The 19220-nt window shown below is 59.2% G+C and carries 14 protein-coding genes; 7 read left to right on the plus strand and 7 right to left on the minus strand.

The annotated features are described in order from the left end of the window. Positions 1-77 precede the first annotated feature (77 nt). A complete protein-coding gene (locus tag AC1RN6_RS21595; RefSeq protein WP_493007514.1) occupies positions 78-2165 on the minus strand; it encodes a M3 family metallopeptidase in 2088 nt (695 codons plus the stop codon). Positions 2166-2171: 6 nt separating this feature from the next. Beyond that, positions 2172-3017 carry a bifunctional methylenetetrahydrofolate dehydrogenase/methenyltetrahydrofolate cyclohydrolase FolD gene (gene folD, locus AC1RN6_RS21600; RefSeq protein WP_493007515.1) on the minus strand — a complete coding sequence of 282 codons (846 nt, stop codon included), beginning with the start codon at positions 3015-3017 and terminating at the stop codon, positions 2172-2174. Between the two features lie 174 nt (positions 3018-3191). Between folD and gshA the strand changes: the two genes are divergently transcribed. The 6 genes from gshA to lpdA all read left to right on the plus strand — a co-directional run bounded on the left by gshA (position 3192) and on the right by lpdA (position 13265). Continuing rightward, positions 3192-4796: a glutamate--cysteine ligase gene (gene gshA / locus AC1RN6_RS21605; protein WP_493007516.1), complete on the plus strand. Its 1605-nt coding sequence runs from the start codon at positions 3192-3194 to the stop codon at positions 4794-4796. A gap of 165 nt (positions 4797-4961) precedes the next feature. After that, positions 4962-5753 (plus strand): transporter substrate-binding domain-containing protein, encoded by a 792-nt coding sequence (locus tag AC1RN6_RS21610; RefSeq protein ID WP_493007517.1) that lies wholly within the window; start codon positions 4962-4964, stop codon positions 5751-5753. A 26-nt stretch (positions 5754-5779) separates the two neighbouring features. Continuing rightward, complete coding sequence (locus AC1RN6_RS21615) at positions 5780-6451, plus strand: amino acid ABC transporter permease (protein ID WP_493007518.1); 672 nt, start codon at positions 5780-5782, stop codon at positions 6449-6451. A gap of 349 nt (positions 6452-6800) precedes the next feature. Next, complete coding sequence (gene aceE, locus AC1RN6_RS21620; RefSeq protein WP_493007520.1) at positions 6801-9497, plus strand: pyruvate dehydrogenase (acetyl-transferring), homodimeric type; 2697 nt, start codon at positions 6801-6803, stop codon at positions 9495-9497. A 153-nt stretch (positions 9498-9650) separates the two neighbouring features. Continuing rightward, complete coding sequence (aceF, locus tag AC1RN6_RS21625; RefSeq protein ID WP_493007521.1) at positions 9651-11315, plus strand: dihydrolipoyllysine-residue acetyltransferase; 1665 nt, start codon at positions 9651-9653, stop codon at positions 11313-11315. A 153-nt stretch (positions 11316-11468) separates the two neighbouring features. Next, positions 11469-13265: a dihydrolipoyl dehydrogenase gene (lpdA, locus tag AC1RN6_RS21630; RefSeq protein ID WP_493007522.1), complete on the plus strand. Its 1797-nt coding sequence runs from the start codon at positions 11469-11471 to the stop codon at positions 13263-13265. 91 nt (positions 13266-13356) lie between these two features. Here lpdA and AC1RN6_RS21635 read toward each other — a convergent pair whose 3' ends face one another. Continuing rightward, a complete protein-coding gene (locus AC1RN6_RS21635; protein WP_493007523.1) occupies positions 13357-14391 on the minus strand; it encodes an aldo/keto reductase in 1035 nt (344 codons plus the stop codon). After that, on the minus strand, positions 14321-14812 hold the full coding sequence (locus tag AC1RN6_RS21640; RefSeq protein WP_493007524.1) for a MerR family transcriptional regulator: 492 nt from the start codon (positions 14810-14812) through the stop codon (positions 14321-14323). The genes AC1RN6_RS21635 and AC1RN6_RS21640 overlap by 71 nt, the downstream gene beginning before the upstream one ends. Before the next feature lie 224 nt (positions 14813-15036). Here AC1RN6_RS21640 and AC1RN6_RS21645 point away from each other — a divergent pair, with 224 nt between their 5' ends. Continuing rightward, a complete protein-coding gene (locus tag AC1RN6_RS21645; protein ID WP_493007525.1) occupies positions 15037-15807 on the plus strand; it encodes a dienelactone hydrolase family protein in 771 nt (256 codons plus the stop codon). Between the two features lie 78 nt (positions 15808-15885). Here AC1RN6_RS21645 and AC1RN6_RS21650 read toward each other — a convergent pair whose 3' ends face one another. The 3 genes from AC1RN6_RS21650 to AC1RN6_RS21660 all read right to left on the minus strand — a co-directional run bounded on the left by AC1RN6_RS21650 (position 15886) and on the right by AC1RN6_RS21660 (position 19134). Next, complete coding sequence (locus AC1RN6_RS21650) at positions 15886-16770, minus strand: carbohydrate ABC transporter permease (protein WP_050478659.1); 885 nt, start codon at positions 16768-16770, stop codon at positions 15886-15888. Next, positions 16767-17666, minus strand: coding sequence for a carbohydrate ABC transporter permease (locus AC1RN6_RS21655; protein ID WP_094566423.1), 900 nt, complete (start codon positions 17664-17666; stop codon positions 16767-16769). The genes AC1RN6_RS21650 and AC1RN6_RS21655 overlap by 4 nt, the downstream gene beginning before the upstream one ends. Positions 17667-17796: 130 nt before the next feature. Next, a complete protein-coding gene (locus tag AC1RN6_RS21660; RefSeq protein WP_493007527.1) occupies positions 17797-19134 on the minus strand; it encodes an ABC transporter substrate-binding protein in 1338 nt (445 codons plus the stop codon). Positions 19135-19220: the final 86 nt, after the last annotated feature.

A 19220-nucleotide genomic window follows, 5' to 3' on the forward strand; every position in this document is an offset into this window, starting at 1 on the left:
CGGCGTATCGACTGCGGTTACGGCACTGGGCCCCAGCGTGCGCTGGGACGACGGGAGATTTTCGTGCAATTACCTGATCAAGCAGCCATGCCGCTATGGCGCAGCAAGGCGTCGATGCTCGGTTCGCGGCCGCGGAAAGCCTTGAACGACTCGATGGCAGGACGCGAACCGCCGACCGCCAGGATTTCCTTCTGGAAGCGCAGGCCGGTTTCGATCGAGACCACGTTGTCGCCCTTGGCGGCAGCTTCTTCAAACGCGCTGTAGGCATCGGCGGACAACACTTCCGCCCATTTGTAGCTGTAATAGCCGGCCGCATAGCCGCCCGCAAAGATATGGCTGAACGAATGCTGGAAGCGGTTGAATTCCGGCGGACGAATGACTGCAAACTTGTCGCGCACGGCGTTCAGCACGGACTGCACGCTGTCCTTGCCGGAAGCGTCGTAGTCGTAATGGATGTGCATGTCGAACAGCGAGAACTCCACCTGGCGCAGCATCTGCAGGCCGGACTGGAAGTTCTTGGCTGCCGTCATCTTGTCGAACAGTTCGCGCGGCAGCGGTGCGCCGGTGTCGGCGTGGGCGGTCATGTGTTGCAGCACGTCCCATTCCCAGCAGAAGTTTTCCATGAATTGCGACGGCAATTCGACCGCATCCCACTCCACGCCCGAGATGCCGGACACGCCGACTTCGTCGACTTGCGTCAACATGTGGTGCAGGCCGTGGCCGGATTCATGGAACAGGGTGATGACTTCATCATGCGTGAACAGCGCTGGTTTCTTCACGCCGTCAACCGTCATCGGCTCGGTGAAGTTGCAGACCAGGTAAGCGATCGGCGTCTGCACGCCGTTGGCGGTCATGCGGCGCGAGCGGGCGTCGTCCATCCAGGCGCCGCCGCGCTTGCCGCTACGGGCATACAGGTCGAGGTAGAACTGGCCGATCAGCTTGCCGTCGCGCTCGATGCGGAAGAACTTGACGTCCGGATGCCAGACCGGTGCGCTATCGGGTTTGATGTTGACGTTGAACAGGCGCTGAATGACCTGGAACAGGCCTTCGACCACCTTCGGCTCCGGGAAATATTGTTTCACTTCCTGCTCGGAGAAGGCGTAGCGCTGCTCGCGCAGTTTTTCGGCGGCGTAGGTCATGTCCCAGGCTTCGAGCGTGTCGAGGCCAAGTTCATCGTGCGCGAAGGCGCGCAGTTCAGCCCAGTCTTTTTCACCGTAGGAGCGCGCGCGGCGGCCCAGGTCTTCGAGGAATCCGATGACTTCTTGCGGCGATTGCGCCATCTTCGGCACCAACGATAATTCAGCGAAATTCTTGAAGCCCAGCATCACGGCTTCTTCGTGACGCAATTGCAGGATCTCCTGCATGTTGGCGGTGTTGTCCCATTCCGGCTTGGCGCCGAGTTCCGAGGCCTTGGTGGCGTTGGCGCGATAAATCTTCTCGCGCAGGCTGCGGCTGTGCGCGTATTGCAGGATCGGGAAGTAGGATGGGAAATGCAGCGTGAACTTGAATCCAGGCGTGCCGTCTTTTTCAGCGGCAGCCCGCGCAGCTTGCTTGACGTCGTCCGGCAGGCCGGCCAGTTCGGATTCGTTTTCGACGAACAGGCCGAAGTCGTTGGTGGCGTCGAGGATGTTTTCCGAAAAGCGGGTGGTCAGCGCGGCCGACTTTTCCTGGATCTCGGCGAAACGTTCCTTCTGGTCGTCAGGCAGCTCGGCGCCCGACAGGCGGAAGTCGCGCACGGCGTTGTCGATGACTTTCTTGCGTGCGCCCGACAGCGAGGCGTATTCCGGGCCGGTTTGCACGGCCTTGTACTTTTCGAACAGTGCCAGGTTCTGGCCCAGCGCGGTCCAGAACTCGACCAGCTTGGGCTGGTTTTCGTTGTAGGTGGCGCGCAGTTCGGGTGTATCGACCACCGAATTCAGATGACCGACGATGCTCCAGGCGCGGCCCAGTTGCTCGGTGGCGTTTTCCAGCGGCTCGACGAAATTGGCCCAGGTGACTTGGGCCATCGGCGCTTCCAGCTCGGTGACCAGTTTGCTTGCTTTGGCCAGCAGGGTTTCGACGGCGGGCGTGACATGTTCGGGCTTGATCGCATCGAAACGCGCCAGACCGGAAAAGTCCAGCAATGGGTTGTTGTCAGGCGTGATCGTGGTATCTGTAGTGGTCATAGGAACTCAGGTTCTTTCAGCAGCTTCAATAGTGTTGACCAGCAGCATGGTGATGGTCATCGGCCCCACGCCGCCGGGCACGGGGGTGATGTAACCCGCAACTTCCTTGGCATTGGCGAAATCCACATCGCCGCACAACTTGCCGTTATCGTCGCGGTTCATGCCGACATCGATGACGACAGCGCCGGGCTTGACCATGTCGGCCGTAACGATGTTGCGTTTGCCGGTGGCCACCACCAGAATATCTGCCTGGCGGGTATGGTGGCCCAGATCGCGGGTCTTGGAATTACAGATAGTGACGGTTGCCCCGGCTTGCAAGAGCAACATGGCCTGCGGCTTGCCGACGATGTTGGAGGCGCCGACCACCACGGCGTTGGCGCCGCGCACCGGATAATCGATGGATTCCAGCATCTTCATGACGCCGTATGGCGTGCACGGGCGGAACAGCGGCTGGCCGGTCATCAGCAGGCCGGCATTGCTGACGTGGAAACCGTCGACGTCCTTTTCGGCTGCAATGGCTTCGATCACCTTATGGGCATCGATGTGCGCCGGCAGCGGCAACTGCACCAGGATGCCGTTGATCTTGGGATCCTTGTTGAGCGCATCAATGCGCGCCAGCAGATCGGCTTCGGTCAGCGTGGCATCGTACTTTTCCAGCACCGAGTGCAGGCCGTTGTCTACGCAAGCCTTGACCTTGTTGCGCACATACACCTGGGACGCCGGGCTGTCGCCGACCAAGATCACGGCCAGACCGGGCTGTTTGCCTTTGGCGGTGAGCGCGGCGGCGCGTTTGGCGACGTCGGCGCGCAGTTGTTGGGAGAGCAGGTTACCGTCGATTAATTGTGCTGGCATGGTGGAGAAAGGCTCAATGTGGAAGAATAAAGCGACATTATAAAGGGCTGCGCAGGGCAGGGTGTCGGACACGCCGAACGCGAGCAAAATTGGCGGTTGGAAGATTCGGAGCCCGACGACGCGAATTTTAATTTTCGGTTATGCTCCGCCAACCAATTGAACTGAGGACGTTGCATGACCGATTTGCTCACCCGCCGCTTAGCCCTTTTTGCCAGCCCGGAAAACCGTGCGCTGCTTGGACAAGGCTTGCGTGGCGTGGAACGGGAAACCCTGCGCGTGACCCCGGAAGGACAGCTGGCGACCACGCCGCATCCGGCCGTGCTGGGTTCCGCGCTGACCAACGAGCAGATTACCACCGACTATTCGGAGTCCTTGCTGGAATTCATCACGCCGGCTGAACACGACATCGCCACCGCCCTGAACCGGCTCGATGAAATCCATCGTTTTGTGCACGCCAACCTGAATGGCGAATTGCTGTGGAACGAGTCCATGCCGTGCGTGCTGCCGCCGGAAGAAGACATCCCCATCGCCTGGTACGGCACCTCGCACATCGGCACGCTGAAGCATGTTTATCGCCGTGGCCTGGCGCTGCGCTATGGCAAGACCATGCAGTGCATCGCCGGCATTCATTACAATTTTTCGCTCAACGAAGGCGTCTGGACGCTGCTGCGCGAGCTGGACGATCGCGAGCAAAGCGTGGAGCCGTCGTTTTCGGCGCGTGACTATCAATCAGAGAGTTACATTGCGCTGATCCGCAACTTCCGCCGCTACAGCTGGCTGCTGATGTATCTGTTCGGCGCATCGCCGGCGCTGGCGTCGAATTTCCTGCGCGGCCGTGCCCACCAGCTGGAGACGCTGAGCGACGACACGCTTTACCTGCCGTACGCCACGAGCTTGCGCATGAGCGATCTTGGCTATCAGAGCAACGCCCAGGCCAACATCACGCCCCACTACAATAATCTGCACAGCTATATAAAGAGCCTGTCGCAAGCCGTGAGCCAGCCGTACCCTGCGTACGAGGCCATCGGCACCAAGCGCGACGGCGAATGGGTGCAGATCAATACCAACATTCTGCAGATCGAAAACGAGTACTACTCGGCGATCCGCCCCAAGCGCGTGATCTATAGCGGCGAACGGCCGGTGCAGGCGCTGGCTGCGCGCGGCGTGCAGTACGTCGAAGTGCGCTGCATGGACATCGATCCGTTCGAACCCCTGGGCGTGAGCCTGCAGGCGTCGCGTTTCCTGGACGTATTCCTGCATTTCATCGCGTTTGAGGAAAGCTCGCTGACTTCGGATGAAAGCGGCGCAGAAAGCCGCTGCAATTTCGCCAAAGTCGTCAAGGAAGGCCGCCGTCCCGGCCTGCAGCTGGAGCAGGAAGGCAAGTCCATCGGTCTGCAGGAGTGGGGATTCGCATTGCTGGACCGCATGCTGCCTATCGCCGCGCTGCTGGATGCCCAGGCCGGCGGCGAACAGCATGCGCAGGCCTTGCAGGCGCAGCGCGACAAATTGCGCGATGTCGAACTGACGCCATCGGCTCGCGTGCTGAGAGAAGTGCGCGCAGCCGGCAACTCGTTTGCCGCATTTGCGTTGAATCAAAGCCGTAGCCAGGCGGAACAATTCCTCGCGCGTCCTTTGAGTGCCGAGCTGACCGCCGAATTCAACGCCACCGCCAGGACCTCGATCGAACAGCAGCAATCGATTGAGAGCACGCAGATCGGCGATTTCGATACCTTCGTCGCGGCCTATCGCGCCAGCACGCTGGGGAACATCAGCGTCTGATATCCAGCGCCAGGTCGGTTTCGTTTTGAATAAATTCTAGCGGCGAACAATCATTTTTGGATTGTTCGCCGCCTTTGTCGTTTCATCCCGAAAAGCCGCTTAAAACCAGATTCTTTTCGCGTATATTCCGCCCGGTTCAGCCAACTGCGAGGTGCGATGATGCGTATGAAAAAAATCATTACGGTATGTCTTCTGGGTTTGCTTGCCGGTGCAGGAGCGGTCGCCGCCACTGCGCAAGATCTTCTCGACAGCGTCAAGGCGCGCGGCACGCTGCGTGTGGCAGTCGAAGGGACTTATCCGCCGTTCAACTTCAAAGACAAGAAGACCGGTGAGCTGACAGGCTTCGACATCGAATTTGCGCGGACCTTGGCCAACAAGCTGGGCGTCAAGGTCGAGTTCGTCGCCACCGAGTGGGTCGGCATCCTCGCCGGGCTGCAAGTCGGCAAATACGACGCCATTATTTCCGAAGTGACCATGACACCCAAGCGAGAGGCCGAGTTCGACTTCTCGCAGCCCTACACCTATTCGACGGCGCAATTGATCCTGCGCAAAGACGACAAAGCCGAGTATCGCGATTTTGCCAGTCTCAAAAACAAGAGCGTCGGCGTGGGGCAGGGCAGCAGCTATGCTGAAACACTCAATGCTGTGGGAGGCATCAACGTCAAAACCTATGTCTCGGCGCCACTCAATCTGCAGGACCTGGCCAACGGCCGTATTGATGCCGCATTGAATGACCGTTTGCTGGTGCCTTACATGATTCAGGAGGCGAAGCTGCCCTTGAGGGCGGCGGCTGCCATCGGCGAGCCGCAGAAGCAGGGCATCCCCTTCAGGAAGAACAATCCAAAATTCAAGGCCGCCGTTGACGCAGCGATCTCGGACATGATCCGGGATGGCAGCTACGCCCGTATTTCACTGAAATGGTTCGGGTTGGACGCTTCCCGTCCGCCGGCGCAATAAGGCCGGGGTCATTTCTCTGATCGCTCATGACTGAGTTCCTTTCCGTCATTGAGGATTCCGGCAATCTGATCTTGCTGGGGACCCTCTATACCTTGCTGTATGCCGTCCTCGGCATGCTGTTCGGATTGCCGCTCGGGATGCTGGTGACCTTCATCCGCTATGAGCGGGTGCCGGTGCTGGCCGGACTGGCGCATGTCTATGTCAGCTTCATGCGCAGCACGCCGCAACTGATTCAGGCCTTTCTGGTGTATTTCGGCCTGGGTGCCGCCGGCATCGATCTGCCGCTGATCGTGATTGGCACGCTGGTGCTGACCGCCAACGCCAGCGCCTATCTGTCCGAAACCATGCGTGGTGCTATGGAGGGCGTCAGTGTAGGGCAGTGGGGCGCCGGTTACAGTCTCGGACTGACGCGGTTTCAGACGATTTGCAGCATCATTGCGCCGCAAGCCTTGCGGCTGGCGATTCCCGGCATCAGCAACACTCTTATTAGTCTGTTCAAAGATACTTCGGTACTGTCGGTGATTACGGTCGCCGAACTGATGAAATACACCGGTGACATCATTTCTGTCACCTTCAAGCCGTTTACCTTCTATTTAATAGCAGCGTTCATTTATTGGGGCCTGTGCCTCTTATATGAGTACGGCATCCATCGCCGCGTCGAAGCGCGCTTTAAAAAAGCTTACCGTCCTGCATTTTGATGGGGCGGTTCTGCCGGTCTTTTGTCCGGCCGAGGGACGATGCATGGCCGCGCGAGGCCATACCCAAGCCGATGGCAGGGTTTTAGATGCAGTGCAACTAACCCCGAACCTGCCGATTTCAAGAGTGATAGTCAAAAAACACCCCGCGGGAGAGTGAGTGTTTATGCCGCTTTGCAGCAATTTCCCATAATATGAAATCAAATATCGCTATTTGAAAATGCAAAAAGCCCTGTTAAAATGCCTCGTCCACGCGGCACAAAGACCGTACATTATTGGCAAAAAGAAGCGCTTAACGGTTTAACGATCCGGCTTCACCCGTCGGGTCCCCCCTCAACTCAGGAGACATAACATGTCAGCCCAAATCGACCAAGTCCTGGCGCAAGCCGCCAACGATCCCGACGTGATTGAAACGCAAGAGTGGCTTGATGCCCTCGAAGCCGTGATCGAGGCAGAAGGCCCGGAACGTGCACATTATCTGATGGAGCGCATGGTCGATCTGGCCCGCCGCCGCGGCGCCCACATCCCGTTCTCCAGCAATACCGCATACGTCAACACCATTCCCGCCGATCAGGGCGAACATTGCCCGGGCAACCTGGAAATCGAAGAACGCCTGCGCTCGTGGATGCGCTGGAACGCCATGGCAATGGTCGTCAAGGCCAACCGCGTTGATGGCGACCTCGGTGGCCACTTGTCCTCGTTTGCCTCGCTGGCGAACATGCTGGGCATCGGTTTCAACCACTTCTGGCACGCCCCGACCGAAGAGCACGGCGGCGACCTTTTGTACATCCAGGGCCACTCCTCGCCAGGCATCTATGCCCGCGCGTTCCTGGAGGGCCGCCTGACCGAAGACCAACTGATCCACTTCCGCCGCGAAGCTGACGGCCACGGTCTGTCGTCGTATCCGCATCCGAAGCTGATGCCTGAATTCTGGCAGTTCCCGACCGTGTCGATGGGCCTGGGTCCGCTGATGGCGATCTATCAGGCGCGTTTCCTGAAGTACCTGCATGCACGCGGTATCGCCAAAACTGACAACCGCAAGGTCTGGGCTTTCTGCGGCGACGGTGAAATGGACGAGCCGGAATCGATGGGCGCTATCGGCATGGCCGGCCGTGAAAAGCTGAACAATCTGGTCATCGTAGTCAACTGCAACCTGCAACGCCTGGACGGTCCGGTGCGCGGCAACGGCAAGATCATTCAAGAGCTGGAATCCGATTTCCGCGGCGCCGGCTGGAACGTGGTCAAGGTCATCTGGGGCAGTGGCTGGGACGAGCTGCTGGCCAAGGACAAAGAAGGCATCCTGCAAAAAGTGATGATGGAAACCGTCGACGGCGAATATCAGAACTACAAGGCGAAGGATGGCGCGTTCGTGCGCAAGCATTTCTTCGGCAAGCATCCCAAGCTGCTGGAAATGGTCAGCAAGATGTCCGACGACGACATCTGGCGCCTGACCCGCGGCGGCCACGATCCGCACAAGATCTATGCAGCCTTCAAGGTTGCACAGGACAGCAAAGATCAACCGACCGTCATCCTGGCCAAGTCCATCAAGGGCTATGGCTTCGGCAAAGCCGGCGAAGCACGCAACACCGCACACAACACCAAGAAACTGGACGATGAAGCCATCAAGGCCATGCGCGACCGTTTCCAACTGCCGATCTCCGACGCCGATTTGCCGAACATCCCGTTCTTCAAGCCGTCCGACGACACCCCGGAAATGCAATACCTGCACGAGCGCCGCAAAGCGCTGGGCGGCTATCTGCCGCAACGCCGTCCGCAAGCTGACGAAAAACTGGTCGTGCCCGAACTGTCCGCATTCCAGGTCATGCTGGAACCGACTGCCGAAGGCCGTGAAATCTCGACTACCGCAGCGTACTCGCGCGTGCTGACAGCGCTCCTGCGCGACAGCAGCCTGGGCCAGCGCGTGGTGCCGATCATGGTCGACGAATCGCGTACCTTCGGTATGGAAGGCCTGTTCCGCCAGATCGGTATTTTCAGCCAGGTCGGCCAGTTGTACGAACCGGTCGACAAAGACCAGGTCATGTACTACCGCGAAGACAAGGCCGGCCAGATTCTGCAGGAAGGCATCAATGAAGCCGGTGGCATGAGCTCGTGGATCGCTGCGGCGACTTCGTACTCGACCAACAACCGCATCATGATTCCGTTCTACACGTATTACTCGATGTTCGGTCTGCAACGTATCGGCGATCTGGCCTGGGCTGCCGGCGACATGCGCGCCCGCGGCTTCCTGATCGGCGGCACCGCCGGCCGCACCACGCTGAACGGCGAAGGCTTGCAGCACGAAGACGGCCACAGCCACGTGTTTGCCTCGGCCATCCCGAACTGCGTACCTTACGATCCGACCTTCGCCCACGAAGTCGCCGTGATCATCCATGACGGCCTGCGCCGCATGGTCGGCAACCAGGAAGACGTGTTCTACTACATCACCGTGATGAACGAGAACTACGGCCATCCAGGCATCAAGCCGGGCCAGGAAGAGGGCATCATCAAGGGTCTGTACCTGTTGAACGAAAGCAGCAAGAAGAACAAGCTGCGCGTGCAACTGCTGGGTTCGGGCACCATCCTGCGCGAAGTCATCGCCGCTGCCGATCTGCTGCGCGACGACTGGAAGGTCGACGCCGACGTCTGGTCCGCACCATCGTTCACGCTGCTGGCGCGCGACGGTCAGGACGTCGAACGCTGGAACATGCTGCATCCGGCCGACGCCGCCCGCAAGAGCCACTTCGAGCAATCGATGGAAGGTACCGAAGGCCCTATCGTGGTCTCGACCGACTACATGCGCACCTACGCCGAACAAGTCCGCGCCTTCGTACCGAAGGGCCGTACTTACAAGGTCTTGGGCACCGACGGTTACGGCCGTTCCGACACCCGCGCCAAGCTGCGCGAGTTCTTCGAAGTCGACCGTCACTATGTGACCGTGGCTGCGCTGAAGTCGCTGGCTGACGAAGGCAAGATCAAGCCTTCCGTGGTTGCCGAAGCGATCGCCAAGTACGGCATCAATCCGGAAAAACCAAATCCAGTGACCCAATAATTTTGGAAATCTGCTGGACCTGAATCATCAGCAAGGCGGCTTGTCATGACATACTAATGTCGGCAAGCCGCCTTCAACATGAGTGGACATCAATCCGGCGCTGCATTTACCCCCATGCAACGCACCGGATCCAGAACAAACGGAGCGCAAGAGATGAGTCAAATCGAAGTAAAAGTACCGGATATTGGCGATTTCAAGGAAGTTGAAGTCATTGAAGTTCTGGTCAAGGTAGGCGATACCATCAAAGTCGAACAATCCCTGCTGACTGTCGAGTCCGACAAGGCCAGCATGGAAATTCCATCCAGCCACGCCGGCGTGGTCAAAGAAATCCGCGTCAAGCTCGGCGACAAGGTTGCCGAAGGCTCCGTGGTCGTGATCGTTGACGCCGAAGGCGCCGGCGCTGCGCCGGCACCCGCTGCTGCTCCGGCGGCAGCTGCTGCACCTGCCGCTGCGACCGCATCTGCGCCAGCCCCGGCCGCACCTGCTGCAGCGCCCGCGGCATCGGGCGGCCTGCAAGATATTCTCGTTCCCGATATCGGCGATTTCGCTGAGGTCGAAGTGATCGAGCTGCTGGTCAAGGTCGGTGACACCGTCAAGGTCGAACAATCCCTGCTGACGGTCGAATCCGACAAGGCCAGCATGGAAATCCCATCCAGCCACGCAGGCGTGATCAAGGAACTGAAAGTGAAGATCGGCGACAAGGTCGCCAAGGGTTCGCTGGTTGCCGTGGTGGAAGCCACCGGCGGCGCAGCGGCGCCTGCTGCCGCTCCCGCACCTGCGGCTGCCGCTGCCCCTGCCCCTGCAGCCACGCCTGCATCAGCACCGGCTCCTGCCGCCGCTGCTCCTGCAATGGCAGTCGCAGCCGTTACACCAGGTTCCGTCAACAAGTCCCACGCTTCGCCATCGGTGCGCAAATTTGCCCGCGAACTCGGCGTCGATCTGACACGCGTTGTCGGCACCGGCCCGAAGAACCGCATCCTGCAAGAAGACATCCAGAAATTCGTCAAGGCGGCACTGGCCGGCGGCGCTGGTACAGCAGCCTCCGCACCGGCCAAGAGTGGTGGTGGCGCCGGACTGGATCTGTTGCCATGGCCATCGCTGGACTTCAGCAAGTTCGGTCCGACCGAACTGCTGCCGCTGTCGCGCATCAAGAAGATCAGCGGTCCGAACCTGCATCGCAACTGGGTCATGATCCCGCACGTCACGCAATTCGACGAAGCCGATGTGACCGAGCTGGAAGAATTCCGCAAGTCGTCCAATGACGCTTACGCCAAGGCCAAGTCGCCGGTGAAGCTGACCATGCTGGCGTTCGTGATCAAGGCCAGCGTTGCGGCGCTGAAGAAATTCCCAGCCTTCAATTCCTCGCTCGACGCCAACGGCGAAAACCTGATCCTGAAGCAGTACTACAACATCGGCTTCGCCGCCGACACGCCAAACGGCCTGGTGGTGCCTGTAATCAAGAACGCCGATCAGAAGACCATCGGCCAGATCGCTACCGAAATGGGCGAATTGTCGGCGCAAGCACGCGACGGCAAGCTCAAGCCTGCCGACATGCAAGGCGCGACTTTCACCATTTCGTCGCTGGGCGGCATTGGCGGCACGGCCTTCACGCCGATCATCAATGCACCTGAAGTGGCGATTCTTGGCTTGTCCAAGTCGATCACCAAACCAGTCTGGGACGGCAAGCAATTCGTGCCGCGCCTGATGCTGCCGACTTCGCTGTCCTACGACCACCGCGTGGTCGACGGCGCGATGGGTGCACGCTTCTCGGCTTATCTGGCTGAAGTGCTGGGTGATCTGCGCAAGTCGCTGCTGTAATTCATTGCGTCGCTCCGGCGCAGGCCGGAGCCCAGGGGCGTGCCGCATATCAGTGCGTCACGCCTGACAACGCAGCGTCACTGGGTCCCGGCGTTCGCTGGGACGACAGTCTGATAGCGTTGAGCGAACAACAGAACATAACGGAGTAAAGACATGAGTCTGAGCGAAGTCAAAGTCCCCGATATCGGCGATTTCAAAGAAGTGGAAGTGATCGAATTGCTGGTCAAGGTTGGCGACACCATCAAGGTTGAGCAATCACTGATCACTGTCGAATCCGACAAGGCCAGTATGGAAATCCCGTCCAGCACAGCTGGCGTGGTCAAAGAATTGAAAGTCAAAGTAGGCGACAAGGTTGCCGAAGGATCCGTGTTACTGCTGGTGGAAGCCAGCGGTGATGCGGCGGCTGCACCTGCTCCGGTCGCGGCGCCCGCACCTGCTGCTGCTGCTGCTTCGGCGGCGGCAACACCAGCACCAGCACCAGCACCAGCCGCAGCAGCACCGGTCGCAGCCAGCTTCGGCGGTTCGGCCGATATCGAATGCGACATGATGGTCCTGGGCGCGGGTCCCGGGGGTTATTCCGCTGCGTTCCGCGCTGCCGACCTGGGTATGAACACCGTGCTGGTCGAGCGTTACTCGACCCTCGGCGGCGTCTGCCTGAATGTCGGTTGCATCCCATCGAAAGCGCTGCTGCACGTCGCAGCCGTCATTGATGAGACAGCTGCGATGGCGTCGCACGGCGTCACCTTCGCCAAGCCGGAAATCGACATCGACAAGCTGCGTGCCTACAAGGAAAAAGTTATTGGCACCATGACCGGCGGTCTGGCCGGTATGGCCAAGGCGCGCAAGGTTAACGTCGTGCAAGGCGTGGGCCAGTTCGTCGGTGCTAATCACATTGAAGTGACTGCAGCCGACGGCAGCAAGAAGACCGTCAAGTTCAAGCAAGCCATCATCGCCGCCGGTTCGTCGGTGGTAAACCTGCCGTTTGTCCCGCAAGATCCGCGTATCGTGGATTCGACCGGCGCGCTGGAATTGCGCCAGGTGCCGAAACGCATGCTGGTCATCGGCGGCGGCATCATCGGTCTGGAAATGGCCACCGTGTACTCCACGCTGGGCGCCCGTATCGACGTCGTCGAAATGATGGATGGCCTGATGCAGGGTGCGGACCGCGACATGGTCAAGGTCTGGCAGAAGTTCAACGAAAAGCGTTTCGACAACGTCATGCTCAAGACCAAGACTGTCGCGGTAGAAGCGTTGAAGGAAGGCATCAAGGTCACCTTCGAAGCAGCGGAAGCCGGCGCGAAAGCACCGGAACCGCAAGTCTACGATCTGGTGCTGGTGGCTGTCGGCCGCAGCCCGAACGGCAAGAAGATCGCCGCCGACAAGGCCGGCGTGACCGTGACCGATCGCGGCTTCATCCCGGTCGACAGCCAGATGCGTACCAACGTGCCGCACATCTTCGCGATTGGCGATCTGGTCGGTCAGCCGATGCTGGCGCACAAGGCCGTGCACGAAGCGCACGTTGCTGCGGAAGCCGCAGCAGGCGAGAAGAGCCACTTCGATGCCAGCGTCATTCCTTCGGTGGCCTACACCGATCCGGAAGTGGCATGGGTCGGCATTACCGAAGACGAAGCCAAGGCCAAGGGCATCAAGCTGGAGAAGGGGCACTTCCCGTGGGCCGCTTCCGGTCGTGCCGTTGCCAACGGCCGTTCGGAAGGTTTCACCAAACTGCTGTTCGACGCTGAGACACATCGCATCGTCGGCGGCGGCATCGTCGGTACGCACGCCGGCGACATGATCGGTGAAATCGCACTGGCCATCGAGATGGGCGCGGACGCCGTCGACATCGGCAAGACCATCCATCCTCACCCGACGCTGGGCGAATCGATCGGTATGGCGGCGGAAGTCTACAAGGGTGTCTGCACCGACTTGCCGCCGATGCGCAAGAAATAATCCGCGCGCCGGACACTGCCGGCAAGCGGAAAGAAAAACGGCTGACATCGCAAGATGCCAGCCGTTTTTTATTGCAGATACGGTTTCAGAATCAACCGTTGACGATACGCATTCCTTCTTCGGTGTAACGCTGGCCGGCAGCCGCATCGGCAGGGAAGAGCCGGTTCAGTTCTTCCAGATGCGATGCCGTCAGCGTGACCGCAAGCGCACCGCTGTTTTCTTCCAGATATTTGCGGCGCTTGGTGCCGGGGATCGGTACGATATGCTCACCTTGCGCCAGCACCCAGGCCAGTGCCAGTTGCGACGGCGAGCATTCATAGCGCGCGGCAAGCTCTTTCACCTTCTCCACCAGCAGCAGGTTCTTCGCAAAGTTCTCGCCCTGGAAGCGTGGATTGTTGCGGCGATAATCGTCCGCATCAAACTGATCCGGACGTGTAATCGCACCGGTCAGAAAGCCGCGTCCCAGCGGGCTGTACGGCACGAAACCGATGCCCAGCTTATTGCATGTCGCCAGTACGTCCTGCTCGGGATCGCGCGTCCACAGCGAGTATTCGCTTTGCAGCGCGGTGATCTTGTGGACTTTGCTGGCGCGCTCCAGCGTTTGCGACGACGCTTCCGACAAGCCGATGTGGCGGATCTTGCCGGCCTGGACCAGATCGGTCAGGGCGCCCACGGTCTCTTCAATCGGCGTGCTCTGGTCGATACGGTGCTGATAATACAGATCGATGGTCTCGACGCCCAGACGCTTCAGGCTGCCTTCGACCGAGCTGCGGATGTAGTCCGGTTTGCCATTGACGCCGCGCGCCGCCGGATTGGATGGATCACGCACGATGCCAAACTTGGTCGCGATGAAGACTTGATCGCGTTTACCCTTGATGGCTTTGGCAATCAGTTCCTCATTGATATGCGGACCATACATGTCCGCGGTGTCGAGAAAGCAGATGCCGAGTTCCAGTGCGCGGTGGATGGTGGCAATGGATTCCGCATCGTCGCGGTTCGAATAGAAATCGCTCATGCCCATGCAGCCGAGGCCGATGGATGAAACGGTCGGGCCGTCAGCGCCGAGCTTGCGGGTGCCGACTTGCGTCGCCGGTTTTGCGTGTGTGTTTGCTGTTGCGTTGTTCATGGGAAGCGTCCTCTGGTTCCTGCGGTTGAGCGACGACGTTCACCGGCAGCGCGGCCTCGATGTCTTCATACATGTTCACTTTCATATGAAGCACAGCCAGATTGCTTTGCAGCTCAGCGATCGTCTCTTCCACGGTGCGGGCATGCTGTTGCAGCAATGCCTTCCGTGCAGACACACTTTCCGCCGTGTTGCCGGCGCGACGCAGCTCCGCATAGCGCAGCATGTCGCGAATCGGCAGACCGGTCGAACGCAGCTTCAGCAAGAATCCGATCCAGAGCAGATCTTCTTCGCGGAACAGACGGTGCGTATTGTCCTGGCGCGCGATGGGATCGAGCAGGCCGATCTTTTCGTAATAGCGCAGGGTATGCACCGACAATCCGGTCTTTGCGGCAGCTTGTTGTATGGTCAGGGAAGTGGTCATGTGGGGCAGTCTAGGAGTTGGAGTGCGCTCTAAGTCAAGGGGCATTATGCGCTTTTTTCTGACGGCTTGTCAGGATGGAGCGTGCCAATCGGCGCCGCGCCAGCAAACTTTCGGCAGCTATGCAAAGATAGCGTTTTTCGCGAGAAGACCCATGCGCAGCCGTGCGGTAACCGACCGGCCGCGCATGTGGTTTTCTCAGTCTGCAATGCTCAGGAGAAGAGTGAATGAGTCACCAATTTGATCCAACCCCCATCGCCGCAAAATTCGGCATTCCCGCCGCCGACCTCGGCATTGAACTGATCAGCCACGCACTGGACGGCGTTGAGTATGAAAGCGTCCTGCTGTTCAACAAGAAGAGCACCGCACCGGTTGCCGGCGTGCTGTCGATTCCCAATTTCTTCGGCGTCAGCCAGAAGGCATTGGAAGTCGCCGCTACCACCATCGGACTGAACCAGGCGATTCTGGTCGGCGACGTCTACGGCAAGACCGTACGTCCGGCCAATGGCGACGAAGCCATGGCCGCCATCATCCCGCTGAAGAAAGACCGCGCTGAATTGCGCAAACGCATGAGCGCCGTGCTGGAAGCGCTCAAGGGGCAGGACAAGGTCAAATTGAGCGGCAAGCTCGGCGTTTGCGGCTTCTGCTTCGGCGGTACCGCAGCGTTGGAACTGGCGCGCTCCGGCGCAGCCGTGGAAGCGTTTGCATCGCTGCATGGTGCGCTGGATACGCCAAATCCCAAAGACGCAGAAAACGTCAAGGGCGCGATCCTGGTGCTGCACGGCGTGCAGGATCCATCGGTGCCGCGCGACATGGTCAATGCCTTCATCGATGAAGTCAGCGCTGCCAAGCTGGACTGGCAACTGGTCAACTACGGTCAGGCCGGTCACTCGTTTACCGATCCGGATGCCAGCAACCCAGGCTTCTTCTATCACAAGCAAACTGCTGAACGCGCAGCAGTGGCCTTGAAGAACTTCTTCGCAGAAAAGCTCGTCTGATTCAATTCAGAAGAGCAATGAAAAACGGCTGGCATCGTAAGACGCCAGCCGTTTTTTTTACTAGCCCAGCAGAAGAATTTATTCCTTGACCGCTCCGGTCATGCCCGACACGTAGTATTCCACGAAGAAGGAATACACCACCGCCACCGGCAAGGATCCCAGCAACGCACCGGCCATCAGCGCACCCCAGTGATAGACGTCGCCATCGACCAGCTCGGTCACGATACCCACCGGCACCGTTTTCACCTCTGAGGAAGAGATGAAGGTCAGCGCATAGATGAACTCGTTCCACGACAGGGTGAAGGCGAAGATACCGGCCGAAATCAGACCAGGCACCGCCAGCGGCAGGATGATCTTGACCAGGATTTCCCAACGCGTGGCGCCGTCGATCAGCGCGCATTCTTCCAGCTCATACGGAATCGAGCGGAAGTAGCCCATCAGCAGCCAGGTGCAGAATGGAATCAGGAAAGTCGGATACGTCAGGATCAGCGCCCAGCGCGTATCGAACAGGCCCAGCTTGAACACGATCGCCGCCAGCGGAATGAACAGGATCGATGGCGGGATCAGGTACGCCAGGAAGATGCCCAGGCCGACTTGCTTGGAACCCTGGAAGCGCAGGCGTTCGATGGCGTAAGCCGCGAACACGCTGGCCGCCAGCGAAGCAAACGTCGACACCACCGACACGATCACCGTGTTGAGCAGCCACGCCGGATACTGGGTTTCAAACAGCAGCTTCTTGAAGTGGGCCAGTGTCGGCGCCACCACCCAGAACGGATTGCCGGTCTGGCGCAGCAATTCGTTATCAGGTTTGAACGCCGTGATCACCATCCAGTAAAACGGAAACAGCAGCACGAATACGAAGATGCCCAGCGGGATATACGTCGTGATCCAGCGGCGCGGCACCGATTGCAGAAAATCCATGCCCTGCGTTTCTTGCTGCAGGTCTTTTGACTTCTTGCTCATTTGTCACCTCCTTGTTGCCAGCCGCGACGTTGCAGGCCGAAGTACGAAAACATGATGGCTGCGAGCAGGAAAGGAATCATGTAAGTTGCCAGCGCCGCGCCTTCACCGAGCGAGCCGCCAGGAATGGCCCGTTGGAACGACAGCGTTGCCATCAGGTGTGTCGCATTCAACGGACCGCCGCGTGTGAGCACATAGATCAGCTGGAAGTCGGTGAAGGTGAACAGCACCGAGAACGTCATCACCACCGCGATGATCGGCGTCAGCAAGGGCAGCGTGACGTAGCGGAACTGCTGCCACGGTTTGGCACCGTCAATTGCCGCCGCTTCATACAGCGAAGGCGAGATGGTTTGCAGACCGGCCAGCAGCGAGATCGCGACGAACGGAATGCCGCGCCAGACGTTGGCGACCACGGTGGAAATCCGCGCCAGCCAGGGCTCGCCGAGGAAGTCGATGTAGTGATCGATCAGTCCCATCTTCATCAGCGACCAGCTGATGACGGAGAACTGCGAGTCGTACATCCACCAGAACGCCAGCGCCGACAGGGCGGTAGGGACGATCCATGGCAGCAGTACGATGGCCCGGAAAAATGACTTGATCGGCAGATTCTTGTTGAGCAGAATCGCCAGCCACAGGCCGAGCACGAACTTCAGAATGCTGGCGGTAATGGTGTAGAACAGCGTGTTGAACAGCGACAGCTGTGCCAGCGAATCACCGAGCAGGAAGGAATAATTGTCCAGCCCGATGAAGTTGCCTTCGCCACCGATCTTGGTATCGGTAAAGCCAAGCCAGACTCCCAGTCCGAGCGGATAGGTAAGAAACACAACAAGCAGTAATACGGCAGGCGCCATGAACAGCATGCCCAGCACATTACGGTTGTTCAGCATACGGGATAACATAAGCAGACCTCGGTAAGCGTGATGACTGCGTTCGCACGGCGCAGGCCGGTGCGAACGCATGTTTTGCTCCATGCACTGCCTGCCACGGTATCTGGAGGTTCAAGAAACCGAAGCAGGCAAGTGCAGGTTGTTATGCCTTGTAAAAGCGCTTGGCGCGTTCCGCTGCACGGTCGATGGCCTGCTGCACGGTCTTCGATCCGCTGGCGGCTTCCGCCACCATGTCGACCACCACATAGTCAGCCATACACGCTGCCGATGCTTGTCCCAGCGGACCTTCGTGGCCGTGATCGATCATCAGCGCTGCCGAATCGCGATACACGGTTGCCTTCGGATCCGACGTCCAGATGGCGTTCTTTTCGTAGGCCTTGAGCGGTTGGCTGACGTAGCCGATGGATGCTTCCATCCATGGGTTGTACTGCTCAGGCTCGAACATGAACTGCACGAAAGCCTTGGCGGCGTTCGGGAACTTGGTGTGCTTGAAGATCATCATCTGCGTGATCTGCATCAGTTCGGTCGGCTTGCCGACAGGGCCGACAGGGAAGTGGGCGTGTTGCGTGTCCTTCGCCATTTCCTGCATCTTCGGATCGGTCGAATTCTTGGCGGCGTAGTACACCGAGATGCCGTTTGCCGTCATGCTGATCTGGCCGTCCAGGTATGCCTTGTTATTCGACGGATCTTGCCAGGACAGCGTGCCCGGGATGAAGGTCGCGTACAGTTGCTTGGCGTATTCCAGCGCGGCGCGGGTTTCAGGCGAGTTGATGGCGACAGCGCCTTTCTTGTCGACCAGCTTGCCGCCGTGCGACCACAGCAGCCAGTGCGCCCAGTTGTTGGCGTCGCCGACGGCTTTGCCGAGTGCGAAACCGACAGGCGTGTTCTTGGCTTTCAGCGCCTGGCACATCTTCAGGAAGCCGGCAGTATCCTTCGGCACGCCGTCGAAACCGGCTGCCTTCAACTGGCTTTCACGATAGACCAGCGCATTGCCGACCACGCCGACCGGCAGCGCAATCCACTTGCCGTCCTTGGTGCCGTATTTGCGGCAGACGTCGTACCAGCCGCCCAGACGGCTGCCCAGCGAAGTTGCGAGGTCGGTCAGGTCGATCAGTTTGGTTGGATATTGTTGTGGATCATCGAACCAGCTCATCACGATGTCCGGGCCGGAGCCGACATTGGCGGCAACCGCAGCCTTCGGACGCAGATCTTCCCAGCCTTCGCTGTCGGTGCGCACGGCGACGCCGGTTTTCTCGGTGAATTTCTTCACGTTTGCATTCCACAGATCTTCATCGCCCTGGACGAAACGCTTCCAGCGCAGTACGCGCAGCGTCGCACCTTTCTCGATGTCGAACTTCAGGCCGGCGCCGGTGGCGGCAGGCGCTGCCGGTGCGGCAAATGCATTGGTGGTGGCTACTGTCGATGCTGCAGCGACGGATGCGCTCGCAGCTAAAAAGTCACGTCTGGTCAGCTTAGTCATGTCTCCTACTCCTTCTCTTCTGATGAAAGTGAATGGGTCCGCTCTGTTGCGTTGTTATTTTTACTTGCTGTAGTACAGATTGTGTT

Source organism: Herbaspirillum sp. GW822-FHT03A08, assembly GCF_058801885.1.

What these genes read in the sequence shown, in the direction of transcription:
- AC1RN6_RS21595 (WP_493007514.1), bottom strand. Translation starts at nt 2,165, where the DNA reads ATGACCACTACAGATACCACGATCACGCCTGACAACAACCCATTGCTG.
- folD (WP_493007515.1), bottom strand. Translation starts at nt 3,017, where the DNA reads ATGCCAGCACAATTAATCGACGGTAACCTGCTCTCCCAACAACTGCGC.
- gshA (WP_493007516.1), top strand. Translation starts at nt 3,192, where the DNA reads ATGACCGATTTGCTCACCCGCCGCTTAGCCCTTTTTGCCAGCCCGGAA.
- AC1RN6_RS21610 (WP_493007517.1), top strand. Translation starts at nt 4,962, where the DNA reads ATGAAAAAAATCATTACGGTATGTCTTCTGGGTTTGCTTGCCGGTGCA.
- AC1RN6_RS21615 (WP_493007518.1), top strand. Translation starts at nt 5,780, where the DNA reads ATGACTGAGTTCCTTTCCGTCATTGAGGATTCCGGCAATCTGATCTTG.
- aceE (WP_493007520.1), top strand. Translation starts at nt 6,801, where the DNA reads ATGTCAGCCCAAATCGACCAAGTCCTGGCGCAAGCCGCCAACGATCCC.
- aceF (WP_493007521.1), top strand. Translation starts at nt 9,651, where the DNA reads ATGAGTCAAATCGAAGTAAAAGTACCGGATATTGGCGATTTCAAGGAA.
- lpdA (WP_493007522.1), top strand. Translation starts at nt 11,469, where the DNA reads ATGAGTCTGAGCGAAGTCAAAGTCCCCGATATCGGCGATTTCAAAGAA.
- AC1RN6_RS21635 (WP_493007523.1), bottom strand. Translation starts at nt 14,391, where the DNA reads ATGAACAACGCAACAGCAAACACACACGCAAAACCGGCGACGCAAGTC.
- AC1RN6_RS21640 (WP_493007524.1), bottom strand. Translation starts at nt 14,812, where the DNA reads ATGACCACTTCCCTGACCATACAACAAGCTGCCGCAAAGACCGGATTG.
- AC1RN6_RS21645 (WP_493007525.1), top strand. Translation starts at nt 15,037, where the DNA reads ATGAGTCACCAATTTGATCCAACCCCCATCGCCGCAAAATTCGGCATT.
- AC1RN6_RS21650 (WP_050478659.1), bottom strand. Translation starts at nt 16,770, where the DNA reads ATGAGCAAGAAGTCAAAAGACCTGCAGCAAGAAACGCAGGGCATGGAT.
- AC1RN6_RS21655 (WP_094566423.1), bottom strand. Translation starts at nt 17,666, where the DNA reads ATGTTATCCCGTATGCTGAACAACCGTAATGTGCTGGGCATGCTGTTC.
- AC1RN6_RS21660 (WP_493007527.1), bottom strand. Translation starts at nt 19,134, where the DNA reads ATGACTAAGCTGACCAGACGTGACTTTTTAGCTGCGAGCGCATCCGTC.